Here is a 12,832-nt window from a genome sequence, read left to right as displayed (position 1 = left end):
TTCCTTCCAGATGTAGAAAACGATAAATCTGGTTCGGGATTATAAATAAGAATTTAAAAAATCAGTGGTGCAATGCCAAAGAAGCTGATACGGCCAATCGCCCATCCGATAAAAGTTAAAGGGCTAGTTCTAATAAAGCAATGTCATAGTTATTTTCCAGCAATACTTTTCCATTTTTTACGGTAACCGTCGTATCTGAATAGGTGTCGTGTAGCCTAGTGCCATCGCCAAAAAAGCCTTTGACCACAAGTGATTTTTTTCCTTTAGGTAAATCAAGACCAACAGCGACTTTGTCTTTGAACTCTCCATCTATATAAGTCCTTCCGAACACATAGGGCTTTTTATATAACCGTCGATGAACACCCGCACCTACCGAGAGGTGATTGCGACGAAACTGGCCCAGCTTTTGCCAATGTGTGAGTATGTTTTTCTTATCGGGAAGGCTGTCCAGTTCCTCCCAGTTCATGAACGAACGTAAGGCGGCATCGCCCACAACTGGATTTTCTGCCGTACCCTTGGGGGCCAATTCCCTCGCGGTTTCGTCGCCATAGTATATTTGGGAGGCTCCAGGGGTGAGTAGGAGCACGTTGGCCGCTCTTATCGGATGTTCCCTGTGCAGGTCATAGGGTGAACCGTCATCATGCGAACTGAGGTAGTTGACTACACTCTTACCCTGGAGTTCAGATGAAAGTAGTTTACTGTATTTATTGAAAATAGACTGATAATTAGTTTTTGCATCGGTCTTCAGTTCAAAATTGATTAAGCTTTTAAAGCCATAGTCGAAATAATCTACTTTTTTATCTCCGAAATTATATTCCCTTCCACCCGAAATACCATAACCGTATACCTCGCCGACCATGTAGAAAGGAATTTGGTCGATAACCTCGTTCGGATGCATTTTTTTCCAATTTTCAAAGGCATAGGATGCTTCCTTATAGAGGTCGGCCCAAGTATTTTCATTTACATGTTTTGCGGTGTCTACACGAAAACCATCAATACCATAACTGTTGACATAATCGGTCATCCATTTGATAAGGTAGTACCTAGGAGCCCTTGAAAACCCTGTGCGTTCGAAGAACAATTGTAGTTCATCAAGTTCTTGACTTAATCTACCTTCGTTTTTCCACTTTGCAAGTAACGCATCGGGAATTTCAACGAATTCTTCCGACTCTGTTCGAATATCCGGTAAATTCTCGACTAACGTGCATTCGGTCGTGTTCAAATAATTGGTGAATTCACAAACAGGTGTCGTACGAACCCATTGTTCCGGCCACACGGGATCGTGCTCAGTCACCGGGCCTGTATGGTTCAAAACGACATCCATCAAAATTCTTATACCATTTCTATGGGCCGTTTTTACAAGTTCCTCCAACTCCTTTTTAGTTCCGAAGTTAGGGTCCAAGGCCGTCCAATCTTTGGCCCAATATCCATGATATCCGTAAGTGTTGCCGCTTCCCTCATCAATAACCCCATGAACTTGTTCTACTACGGGAGTAAACCATATAGCATTAATACCGAGGTCATTGAAATACCCTTCGTTTATTTTTTGAGTAATACCTTGCAGATCACCCCCCATAAAACTACGTAATGTGCCGGTAGTGTCAGTTCGTCCGAAATTGACGTCATTTTCGCGATTGGCATTATTGAACCGGTCGGTAAGTAGAAAATAGATGTTGGCCCCCTCCCATACAAAGGGCATTTTTTTAATAGGTGGCCTTTCAACGCTATCACTCACTACAACCGTCGTATCGACCGTCGTACTTTTTTCTTGCTTACAACCAAATAGGCCTAAGAAGAAAACGAGAGCCATGAGCAATCTTTTCATTGAATACTATTTTGCCTAAAGCTATAAAATGAATGGGGAATTGAAAAATTTATTTTTCGCGGTTAAGCACCTTGAATTCCTCGTAACAGCTGCTGATGGCATCAAGTATCTGTAAATCGTTAGCTGTGGTAATAAATGATTTTGAGTAGTTGCAATTATTGAGTATATCTTCAATATCTACCTTTTCTATTTGTAGCAATTCTGTAAGTGTTTCACGGTCGAATTTAGAAGCTAGCAAATCACGAATCTGGTCATCTTCTTTCATCTTGCGAAGCTTTCGCATCTGATTGGGTTGCTTGCCAAATAAGTTGCGTAGCAGATCAGCCGGATTTAGAATGGCACCCAATACTTTGGTCACCGCACTGGGGTTCTTGTTGCCCGCTTCATAACCTACCGAAAGTCCTGAAATACTATATTGGTATCCCGTATTGATTGGTAGGTTTTTCACGTCGATTTCAAGATACCCGGTAAGTTGATAGGGGCGAACGATTACTTCCTCAAGGGCATAGGCCAATTCGGTCAGGGCGATTTTAGTGTTTTCAAACTTGAACATATCGTTCGTAACCCTTATTTTTTGTGATTTAAATCCTAAAAATGAAAAATATAGGGTGTCGTTGACGGAGGCGGCAATAGTGAATTCACCCTTTTCATCGGTTATGGTTCCGACAACTTTGTTCAGGTTGACGACGTGAACACTTTCCATGGGCTCATCCGTTTGAGCATTTACAACCAATGCGTTGATTGTATTGCTGTCATTATCTTCCGTGACTGTTTCATTGTCTTGTGCAAAAGATATTACGCACAAGGACATGGAAAGGAAGAGCGCTATATAGAATTTCATTCGTAATTGTATTCAGGGTTAAAATTACTAAACAAAACAAAAAAATACGCCGAAGCGTATTTTTTAATATACAATTAACTAGTAAAATAGTTCAAATCTTGATTTCAGAACTAAAAACCTTCCGCTTTTAGAAGAAATCACTTCTACTTTTTTTACTTCTTCTTTTACCTGAACGACTGGCCTTGCCTTTGTAGGAGTTTTTATCGTTTTTTCCGCCTCGTCCTCTTTTTTTACCCTTGTCTTTTCTGCCCCGTCCTCCTCCGGAACCTTCAGGGCTATTAGAAACTTCAACATTGATGAACCTGCCATTTAATTTAAAATCGGTGAAAAAGCTCAATATTTGATCCTTATGTTCCGCTTCAGTGTTAAAGAAAGAAAACGTATCCTTAGTATCAACCTTGTACACATCTTCTTTTCCTAAATTCAAGGTGTCGCGAAGAAAGTCTTTCAAAGACATCCAATCATAACCATCTTTTTCCCCGACATTTATAAAATAGCGAACAGAGCCACCAGAAGTCGATTTGCGAGCTGCTGATTTCTCCGATACCGTTGCGTTTAAATCTTTTGTCTTGTTGTAATAATTTGAAAAACGGGTGAATTCGACCGATACTATTTTTTTGATTAACTCGTCACGATCTATACCGTCTAGAACGTCGTTGATCGCAGGTAAGTAGTTTTCTACATCTTTATTGATCTTTGTGTCCTTTATTTTATTGGCAAGATGGTAGAGTTGAATCTCACAAATTTCAATACCTGTAGGTATAATTTTGTTGACAAACTCTTGCTTTATCTTTTTCTCGATGGCATGTATTTTACGCATTTCACTTCGCGTAACGATGACCATGGAGATGCCATTTTTTCCTGCTCTACCGGTACGCCCGCTACGATGGGTGTAGGTTTCGATTTCATCAGGGAGTTGATAATTGATGACATGGGTAATATCATCGACATCGATACCCCTAGCTGCAACATCGGTTGCCACCAACATCTGAATCTGTTTTTTTCTGAAAGCGTTCATCACCAAATCCCGTTGATTTTGGCTTAAGTCTCCGTGAAGTGCCCCCGCATTATACCCGTCTTCTATCAATTTCTCGGCAACCCGCTGGGTATCCCTTTTCGTTCTACAAAAAACGACCGAAAAGATATCAGGATTGGCATCAGAGAGACGTTTAAGTGCCGCATATCGGTCTCTACCTCCCACCACGTAATATTCATGTTGCACGGTAGAAGTACCTGCATTTTTGGTACCTACTGTTATTTCTACAGGGCTATGCATAAACTTTTTGGCAATGATCGATACTTCTTTGGGCATTGTAGCCGAAAACAACCAAGTGGATTTATCTGCAGGGGTATTTGATAGAATATCCTTGATATCTTCGTAGAAGCCCATATTCAACATTTCATCGGCTTCGTCGAGGATGCAATAGTCTATTTTTGAAATATCTACGAGTCCGCGACCTATCATATCTTTCATACGGCCCGGAGTTGCTACTACAATCTGCGCTCCTCTTTTGATTTGACGGGCTTGCTCGGTAATACTTGCGCCTCCATAAATTGCCACGGTGCTAAGACCCTTGACATATTTTGAATACGCCTGCATTTCATTGGTGATTTGTAGACAGAGTTCCCGAGTGGGGGATAGGATCAACCCCTGAGTGGTTCTACTATTACTATCTAGTTTTTGGATTAGGGGAAAGCCGAAGGCTGCCGTCTTACCTGTACCTGTTTGGGCCAAGGCAACGAGGTCGGTCTCACTTTCCAATAAAATGGGGATTGCTTTTTCCTGTACTTCCGAAGGGGATTCAAAACCCATGTCGGCAACAGCATCTAATAAGGGCTTGTTGAGCCCCAATGCTTCAAATTTTGTCATAATAAAAGGTATACTTAATCGCTAATAGGTGTGTTGCGTAGAGCGATTATCGTGTATAACCCTTGTACTCAGAGCAACACCTGCCATACCGGCGGCGTTAAAATTAAGCGGCAAAGGTAGTCTTTATTATTGAGATAGCACCATTTATGGGGTGCTTTGACTTTTAAACGGAAAATACATAGCCATATATGGAAATAGCGATACCTAAAAGGCCAGAGGCCCACATGAGTACCGTAAAAATTTTAAGCATGGTATCCGCCTCGGAAATAACTAGAATAATAACCCCGAATAAAATACTGATTTGTAGAAATAAAATGCCAAGGTTGACCTGGGCTACGGATTTAGAATAGTCATTTGAAATTTTCTGCCATTCTTTTAGTCCTACTATTTTACCCAGTTCTCCATCAAGGTCTTGGGCCCAATACCCTCGGGGAATGTTCTCGGAGCCTAATAATATTTCCGTTTTCTCGGCCTCATATTTTAATATTAATGATTTTGTATTCTCTATTTCGGCCTGAATGGCCGGTAATTTTTCATCATTGATAAGACCTGATTTTTTTAATGATTCCAGATAATCCCTCTCGTTTTCCTTTAAGACCTGCTTAATACTTTTGCTACCGTACCAATCGGAATAACTTAGTTGTTGGTTATTGGCGTTTACTACTTTTTCTTCGTTTATTCCATTGAGTATATTCATAATGGCTAGAACTGTAACAAAGAAAATGATAAGTGCACCTACGCGCTCGGTTGTCTTTTTAGTTTTACCCATCTAGATGTGCTTTAAGAAAAGTTAGGAGTTGTTGAATGGCCCTCCCCCTGTGGCTAATGCTATTTTTGATCTTTAGAGGCAGTTGGGCGAAAGTTGCTGTTTGGTTTGAAGGTTTAAAGATCGGGTCATATCCAAAACCATGATGACCAGATTTTTCGGTAGTAATCTCACCTTCTACAATCCCTTCGAAAATATGACTTTTTCCATTGAGGTTAAGGGCAATGACAGTTTTGAAACATGCCTTGCGTTCGGTTATCCCCTCTAATTCGGCCAGAAGTTTTTCGATGTTGTCTTCGGAGTTTTTCGTTTCGCCGGCATATCGTGCCGAATAGATCCCTGGTGCGCCTTTCAGTACGTCAACTAAAAGGCCTGTATCGTCTGAAAAGCAGGGTAGTTCGTAATTTTTGGTCACAAAGTCGGCCTTTAGTCTAGCGTTTTCTTCAAGTGTTTTCCCGGTTTCGGCAATCTCATCACGGCAACCAATATCACTTAGACTTACTAAATTGATTTGCTTGGGCATTATTTTTTTTACTTCCTCGAATTTATTTTGATTGTGGGTGGCGAAGACGAGTTTCATTTTTATTTCCTTGGTTTTTGATTGAGGTGCCCATAACTGAACTGGTTCAAAAATAGTAATTTTGGGATGTGATGGGTTAACTAGGCGTTATGAAATTAAAATTACCTCCGGCAATCGTTTTTATCGTATTTGGACTTTCGATGTATCTTCTCGCAAAATTTTTGCCTTTTGGCAACTTTGAATTTTTTGGGCGTCGTTATCTCATGTTTTTTTTGTTGGTATCGGCGGGTATCATTGCTATCGTTGCGTTGGCTCAATTTTTTTTATCACGTACCACGGTCGATCCCGTTCATCCCTCTAAGGCCAAAGAGTTGGTTGATAGGGGGGTTTACGCATACTCCCGAAACCCGATGTATTTAGCGTTATTAATGATATTATTGGCATGGGGTATTTGGTTGGGGAATGCCTTCAATACGTTATTGGCGGCAGCCTTTGTTGGATATATGAACCATTTTCAGATTATTCCGGAAGAGGAGGCCTTGCTGAAAATTTTTGGCAATCGATATCGACAATATTGCATGAAGACACGAAGATGGTTTTAGGTAGTAGCAGTTCTGCTACTATCCTAATTTATTAGCTTTTTAGCTAATAGTATTAAATATTAGTTATTTAGCTTATATTTTTATATATTAGCCTTTTAGCTTATATTTTATGATTGCGATTATTACTGGTGACATTATAGACTCTGAAAATCACAAATCATCTGTGTGGTTGGGTATTTTGAAGGAATATCTATCAAAAATTGGCCAATCACCTTTGGATTGGGAAATCTATCGAGGTGATGAGTTTCAGTTGAAAATACAAAAAGATAAGGCTCTGGAAACGGCAATCCATCTCAAGGCCATACTAAAAACCATTAAAGGTTTGGATGTCCGTATGGGCATTGGTATAGGTACAGAAACGTATAAAGGGTCTAGTATCAGTGAATCTAACGGACCCGCCTACCATAGGTCGGGGAGAACTCTTGAATCACTAAAGGAAGAAAAAATAACTCTTAAGATTACTACTGGCCATGATTTTATAGACCAGACCCTTAACCTTATGTTGAAATTGGCCCTGAACTTTATGGACGACTGGAGTCAAGTTTCCGCCGAAATTGTGTCCATGACCTTGGAAAACCGTGATGCTTCCCAAACCGATATTGCACAAATTCTTGATATTCAGCAGTCGGCAGTTAGTCAGCGCCAAAAAAGAGCACGTCTCGATTTGGTGTTCGATTTACTGGATTATTATTCCCATACCTTAAAAGAAATACGTTAAATGTTGTTCACTAAGCTTCTTTTGGCCCATTTGATTGCAGATTTTATATTGCAGACCAACCGCTGGGTCTTACATAAAGAAACCAATAAAGTTAAATCACGATATCTCTACTTTCATGTGGTATTCCATTTTTTGGTTACAATGCTCCTACTATGGGATTTAAGCTATTGGAAAATGGTTCTGTTCATCGCTGTTTCACACTATGTTATTGATTTGACAAAGTTGTACGTCACCCCCTTGTTTCGCTTAAAAAGCATTCCTTTTTTTCTCGATCAATTTTTGCACCTTATCATATTGTATGCCTGTGCATACGCTACTAATTTTACGGAACACACGCTTTCCCTTATTCAAAATATAGATTGGGCTTTGGTAACGGCCATTGTTTTTGTCAGTTTTCCTTCAGCCATTATCATGGGTAAGTTACTGGAAGCCATGTCGGATAAGATCGAACTGGATCATAAATCATTGCCCAATGCCGGAAAGTATATAGGTATTATTGAACGTTTGTTCGTATTACTGTTCATAATTTTGGGACGATGGGAAGCTATTGGTCTTTTGATTGGGGCAAAATCGGTTTTTCGCTTCAATGACCTAAAGGAAAGTAACAATAGAAAACTTACCGAGTATATTTTGATCGGAACTTTGCTGAGTTTTGGCCTTGCCGTAATCACAGGAATCATCTACGCAAATTCTTGAAACGGCTTTTTGGTTTCGGTCAATACAGTTAAAATAAGTCAAACAACAAGCGATTAGGTATAGGGATAACTTTTGATAACAATCGCACAAATAGAGCAAATTAATCTTTATTTTTGTGCCCTAATTTTTTACTGAAACTATGGTAGGCACAGGCAGAAAATATGTATTCGATTTTGATAGTACCTTAACACGGGTAGAGGCCCTTGATGTCTTGGCGGAAATGACCCTTGAGGGAAAGCCGAACAGGGAAGAAATCGTAAACAAGATTCAAGAAATAACCAATTTGGGTATTGATGGCGACATTTCGTTTACCGAATCCCTTGAGAGGCGCATTAAACTATTGGATGCACACAAAGATGATTTAAAGCCTTTGGTGAAGGAACTGCAACAAAAAATTTCCAAATCCATTGCTTCCAATAAAGAATTCTTTGAAAAATTTTCAGATGATATTTATGTAATTTCTTGCGGTTTTAAGGAATTTATAGACCCTATAGTTAAAGAGTACAATATACCTTCCGAACGGGTATATGCCAATACTTTCAAATTCGATAATGAAGGAAACATAATCGGTTTTGATGAAAACAATGTGCTGTCGCAACATAATGGAAAGATAGAGTGCCTTAAACAAATGAACCTTGAAGGAGAAGTTCAGGTGATAGGGGATGGCTATAGTGATTATGTGATGCGAGAAGCAGGTATCGCACACAAATTTTTTGCTTACACCGAGAATGTACACCGTGAAAAGGCCACCAAGGCGGCCGACCATATTGCACCCAATATGGACGAGTTTTTATTTGTTAACGATTTGCCTAGAAACCTTTCCTATCCGAAAAACAGAATTAAGATACTATTGCTTGAAAATATTCACCCTGCGGCTTTTGAAAACCTTTCCGAAGATGGTTTTTCCGTAGAGCTTATTAAACATAGTCTTTCTGAAGATGAATTGATCGAAAAGATTCAAGGGGTACATGTGTTGGGAATACGATCAAAGACCCAGCTGACCCAAAAGGTGCTCGACGCCGCCAACAAGTTGTTGGTTGTCGGTGCATTCTGTATAGGAACCACCCAAATCGATCTATTGCATGCAAAAAGAAAGGGTGTAGTGGTCTTCAATGCCCCATATAGCAACACCCGATCTGTTGTCGAATTGGCAATCGGAGAGATAATTATGCTTATGCGGAGTGTATTTGCCAGAAGTTCAGAGCTACATAGTGGCCAATGGCAAAAGACGGCCGAGGGATCACGTGAAGTCCGAGGCAAAAACCTAGGTATCGTAGGTTATGGCAATATAGGCAAGCAATTATCGATATTGGCGGAAGCCATTGGTATGAGGGTCTATTATTACGATGTCGAGGATAAGTTATCATTGGGCAACGCCAAAAAATGTGGTTCCCTAGAAGATTTGCTAAACGTATCAGATGTAGTAACCTTGCATATCGACGATAATAAGGCCAATAAAAGTTTTATTGGTGAGCGTGAAATAAAACAAATGCGTGACGGTGCAATGTTAATTAATCTTTCACGGGGTTTCGTGGTCGATATTGGGGCACTTGCCGATGCCCTCAAGAGTGGAAAATTAGCGGGAGCGGCCATAGATGTGTATCCGGAAGAACCGAGCGCAAATGGCGAATTTTACACTCCTTTACAAGGCCTGCCGAACGTAATTTTGACGCCTCATGTGGGTGGAAGTACCGAAGAGGCCCAAAGAGATATAGCTGACTTTGTTCCAAACAAGATAATGGATTATATCAATACGGGTAATTCGGTAGATGCCGTCAACTTTCCGAATATCCGTCTGCCAAAACAAAATAAAGCGCACAGATTTTTACATATTCATAAGAATGTACCGGGTATAATGGCCAAGATCAATGAAGTGTTGGCAAAGTATGAAATGAATATTTCGGGTCAGTATTTATCGACCGATAGTGAAGTAGGTTATGTGATTACCGATTTGGACAAGGAGTACAATAAAGATGTCATCAAGGCCCTTAAAAAGGTCGAGCACACCATTAAATTCAGGGTGCTTTATTAAAATGTATAGGTACATATATAGTTGGAACCAGATTTAAATCCTTTCTGCGGTCCGGTTGTCATTCGTGATGGTAGGGCTCGTTCCTTAAAATTGTGAACCCTCTATATAGTTGTTCTATTGCAAACAACCGAACCATTTGATGTGAAAAGGTCATTTTTGACAAACTGATCTTGCCTTGTGCCCTTTGAAAAACCGATTCACTGAATCCATAGGGCCCTCCGATAACAAATGTGAGCTTCTTAATACCAGAATTCATCTTCTTTTGGAGGTAGTCGGCGAATTCTTTAGAGGTTAGTTGCTTTCCACGCTCGTCGAGAAGAACTAGTATATCTCCTTTGTTTATTTCCTTGAGCAGACGTTCACCCTCTTTCTGTTTTTGTTGTTCTTCCGAAAGGTTCTTGGTCTTTTTAATATCAGGAAGCTCTAAAAATTCGAATTTAACATAGTGCTGAAGCCTTTGCTCATAGGTAGCTATTAACTGTTGCAGCGCTGCACTATCGGTTTTTCCAATGGTAATTAGAGTGATGGTCATGTGCAAATATAAGGGCAATTTCACATATATCTAGAGGTGGTATTCGCCTTGTTGGGCTTATCACTATTTAAAACATGCCTTGGAAATTACTCGGAAAGGATGGGCGGGAAACCCCTAACATTTTAGTAATTTAGCCTAATGTAAATATCCTTTTATGATATCCCAAACACAGTTTCAAAATGAAGTAGATGCTATAATCAGAAACGCTATTCGAGAAGATGTGGGAGATGGCGATCACAGCTCTTTGGCCTGTATACCAGAAACGGCTACAGGGAAAGCTAAACTATTGGTGAAGGACACCGGTATTATCGCGGGCGTTGAGTTTGCCCAACAGGTTTTCAAGTATGTCGATGAACATCTCGATGTAGAAGTGTTGATCGAAGATGGTACACGAGTAAAGTATGGAGATATCGTCTTTTACGTATCCGGTAGTTCGCAAAGTATACTTAAGGCTGAAAGGCTTGTGTTGAACGCAATGCAGCGGATGAGTGCCATTGCCACTAAAACGAATGAATTTGTTACCTTATTGGAAGGTACGGGAACGAAGGTTCTTGATACCCGTAAAACAACGCCTGGCATTCGAGCGTTGGAAAAGTGGGCCGTAAAAATAGGTGGAGGTGAAAACCATAGGTTCGCTCTTTATGACATGATAATGCTTAAAGACAACCATATCGATTTTGCAGGGGGAATCACAAAAGCCATTCAGAAAACAAAAAATTATCTGCAGGAAACCGAAAAGGATTTGAAAATTATTGTGGAAGCAAGAAATTTGCTTGAGATCGAAGAAATCCTTGAAACTAGTGGTGTTGATCGTATTCTAATTGATAATTTTAATTACGAGGACACCCGCAAGGCCGTCGAAATGATTGGTGAAACCTGTTTAACAGAATCTTCTGGAGGAATTAATGAACAGACCATCCGTAAATATGCCGAATGTGGTGTAGATTATATTTCTTCCGGTGCTTTAACACATTCGGTTCACAATATGGACCTTAGTCTAAAAGCGGTGTAGATGTCGAAAGAAATCGAGGAAAATTTAGAAAAAATCCCGATTCTCAATGCACTGGCAAGATTCTTGAAAGGCATAAAACTGCCAGCTTTTGAGGGTTTGTCTTTGTACGACCTAATTGAAATGTACATTTTCGGTATTTTTAAAGGAGCGATATCGACAAGAGCCAGCTCTATTGCCTTTAGTCTCTTTCTAGCTCTTTTTCCGCTATTGATTTTTCTAATTACCCTAATACCTTTCATTATACCTTATGTTAGTGTGGGTAATGAGAATTTTGATTCCCAGTTCTTGGTCTTTCTCGAATCTTTCTTGCCGACCGCGACAAGTGATTATTTCGGCGATATTTATCAACAGATTAAAGATCAGAAAAGTGGAGGACTTCTGTCTTCGGCTTTTTTTATTTCCATTTTCTTGATGGCCAATGGGGTCAACGCCATATTCGGAGGTTTCGAAAATTCTTACCATGTCGAACTGACCCGTAATTTTTTTCGACAATACCTTTATGCCCTCATGGTAGGTTTGATTCTGTCGATTTTGCTAATTGTGGGTGCCGTTGCCTATGTGTATGTGGAATTTTATATACTTGATTATTTAAGTGTTTGGGCGGCTAGAACAAGAGGGTACGACCTTACCGAAAATGATATTGTAGGTGCTCAAATAGGTAAGGTGGTTTTCTTTCTTCTATTGTCTTACCTGACTACGGCTATTTTATATTATTTTGGGACCACTGAAGGAAAACAGGCCAAGTTCTTTTCCATAGGTGCTTTGATGACCACTCTTCTATTTATGGTAACCTCATATCTTTTCGGGGTATATGTTGAAAAATTTGCACGATATAACGAATTGTACGGTGCATTGGGCGGTTTGTTGATCTTGATGGTCTATATCTGGTTAAATTCTAATATCTTGTTGCTCGGGTTCGAGTTGAACGCTTCTTTGAACTCTTTACGCAAAACTTATAAAAAAGAAGGATGAAGGGCAAAGAAAGAATCGTACTGATAGTAATTTTGACTTTAGTTATGCATTTGGGTCAGGCGCAGAGCGTTTTCGGTAAATGGAAAACGATAGATGATCGAACCGGAAAACCCAAGGCTGTAGTCCATTTATATGAAGAAGAGGGATTAATGTATGGCAAAGTGGTCGAAATTGTGGAAGAGGGAAAAGAAAATTTCATATGCTCGAAATGTGAAGGGGAGCGAAAGGACAAACCAGTTTTGGGTATGACCATAATCGATGCTGCCGAAGAACATTCCAAAGGAATATACAAAGGAGATACACTTTTTGATCCTCAACAAGCCATGACTTTTCGATGTAAAATTTGGCTAAATCCTGAAAATCCTAATGAATTAAAGGTAAGGGGCTATTTGGCTTTCCTTTACCGCACCCAGACTTGGGTAAGGGTTGAAGGATAGAAAGGTACT

General features: G+C 40.0%; 13 protein-coding genes. 7 read left to right on the top strand and 6 right to left on the bottom strand.

Annotated elements, in window-relative coordinates; all coding sequences use genetic code 11:
* Positions 1-115 precede the first annotated feature (115 nt).
* From F2B13_RS04495 to F2B13_RS04475, 5 genes are all read right to left on the bottom strand, one after another.
* Positions 116-1,825 (bottom strand): alpha-amylase family glycosyl hydrolase, encoded by a 1,710-nt coding sequence (locus F2B13_RS04495; RefSeq protein ID WP_149276081.1) that lies wholly within the window; start codon positions 1,823-1,825, stop codon positions 116-118.
* Between the two features lie 49 nt (positions 1,826-1,874).
* Positions 1,875-2,666: a carboxypeptidase-like regulatory domain-containing protein gene (locus F2B13_RS04490; protein ID WP_149276080.1), complete on the bottom strand. Its 792-nt coding sequence runs from the start codon at positions 2,664-2,666 to the stop codon at positions 1,875-1,877.
* Between the two features lie 127 nt (positions 2,667-2,793).
* Positions 2,794-4,536 carry a DEAD/DEAH box helicase gene (locus tag F2B13_RS04485; protein ID WP_149276079.1) on the bottom strand — a complete coding sequence of 581 codons (1,743 nt, stop codon included), beginning with the start codon at positions 4,534-4,536 and terminating at the stop codon, positions 2,794-2,796.
* A gap of 163 nt (positions 4,537-4,699) precedes the next feature.
* On the bottom strand, positions 4,700-5,305 hold the full coding sequence (locus tag F2B13_RS04480; protein ID WP_149276078.1) for a DUF4337 family protein: 606 nt from the start codon (positions 5,303-5,305) through the stop codon (positions 4,700-4,702).
* On the bottom strand, positions 5,298-5,882 hold the full coding sequence (locus F2B13_RS04475; RefSeq protein ID WP_149276077.1) for a non-canonical purine NTP diphosphatase: 585 nt from the start codon (positions 5,880-5,882) through the stop codon (positions 5,298-5,300). Before F2B13_RS04475 ends, F2B13_RS04480 begins: the two co-directional genes overlap by 8 nt.
* A gap of 89 nt (positions 5,883-5,971) precedes the next feature.
* Here F2B13_RS04475 and F2B13_RS04470 point away from each other — a divergent pair, with 89 nt between their 5' ends.
* The 4 genes from F2B13_RS04470 to serA all read left to right on the top strand — a co-directional run bounded on the left by F2B13_RS04470 (position 5,972) and on the right by serA (position 9,870).
* Positions 5,972-6,424, top strand: a complete 453-nt coding sequence (locus F2B13_RS04470) for a methyltransferase family protein (protein WP_149276076.1) — start codon at positions 5,972-5,974, stop codon at positions 6,422-6,424.
* Between the two features lie 109 nt (positions 6,425-6,533).
* A complete protein-coding gene (locus tag F2B13_RS04465; protein WP_149276075.1) occupies positions 6,534-7,142 on the top strand; it encodes a SatD family protein in 609 nt (202 codons plus the stop codon).
* A complete protein-coding gene (locus F2B13_RS04460; RefSeq protein ID WP_149276074.1) occupies positions 7,143-7,838 on the top strand; it encodes a DUF3307 domain-containing protein in 696 nt (231 codons plus the stop codon).
* Positions 7,839-7,977: 139 nt separating this feature from the next.
* Positions 7,978-9,870 carry a phosphoglycerate dehydrogenase gene (serA, locus tag F2B13_RS04455; protein ID WP_149276073.1) on the top strand — a complete coding sequence of 631 codons (1,893 nt, stop codon included), beginning with the start codon at positions 7,978-7,980 and terminating at the stop codon, positions 9,868-9,870.
* A 58-nt stretch (positions 9,871-9,928) separates the two neighbouring features.
* Here the strand turns inward: serA and rlmH are convergent, their stop codons facing one another.
* Complete coding sequence (gene rlmH, locus F2B13_RS04450; protein WP_149303365.1) at positions 9,929-10,402, bottom strand: 23S rRNA (pseudouridine(1915)-N(3))-methyltransferase RlmH; 474 nt, start codon at positions 10,400-10,402, stop codon at positions 9,929-9,931.
* Between the two features lie 154 nt (positions 10,403-10,556).
* Between rlmH and nadC the strand changes: the two genes are divergently transcribed.
* The 3 genes from nadC to F2B13_RS04435 are packed head-to-tail and all read left to right on the top strand — an operon-like array spanning position 10,557 to position 12,823.
* A complete protein-coding gene (gene nadC, locus F2B13_RS04445) occupies positions 10,557-11,414 on the top strand; it encodes a carboxylating nicotinate-nucleotide diphosphorylase (protein ID WP_149303362.1) in 858 nt (285 codons plus the stop codon).
* Positions 11,415-12,386: a YihY/virulence factor BrkB family protein gene (locus tag F2B13_RS04440; RefSeq protein WP_149276070.1), complete on the top strand. Its 972-nt coding sequence runs from the start codon at positions 11,415-11,417 to the stop codon at positions 12,384-12,386. It begins immediately after the preceding gene.
* Complete coding sequence (locus F2B13_RS04435; RefSeq protein ID WP_149276069.1) at positions 12,383-12,823, top strand: DUF2147 domain-containing protein; 441 nt, start codon at positions 12,383-12,385, stop codon at positions 12,821-12,823. The genes F2B13_RS04440 and F2B13_RS04435 overlap by 4 nt, the downstream gene beginning before the upstream one ends.
* Positions 12,824-12,832 lie beyond the last annotated feature (9 nt).

This window comes from Pareuzebyella sediminis, from assembly GCF_008367235.1.
GTDB lineage: Bacteria > Bacteroidota > Bacteroidia > Flavobacteriales > Flavobacteriaceae > Pareuzebyella > Pareuzebyella sediminis.
Note: the sequence above shows the minus strand (reverse complement) of the source record. Positions and strands in the feature narration are given on the sequence as shown.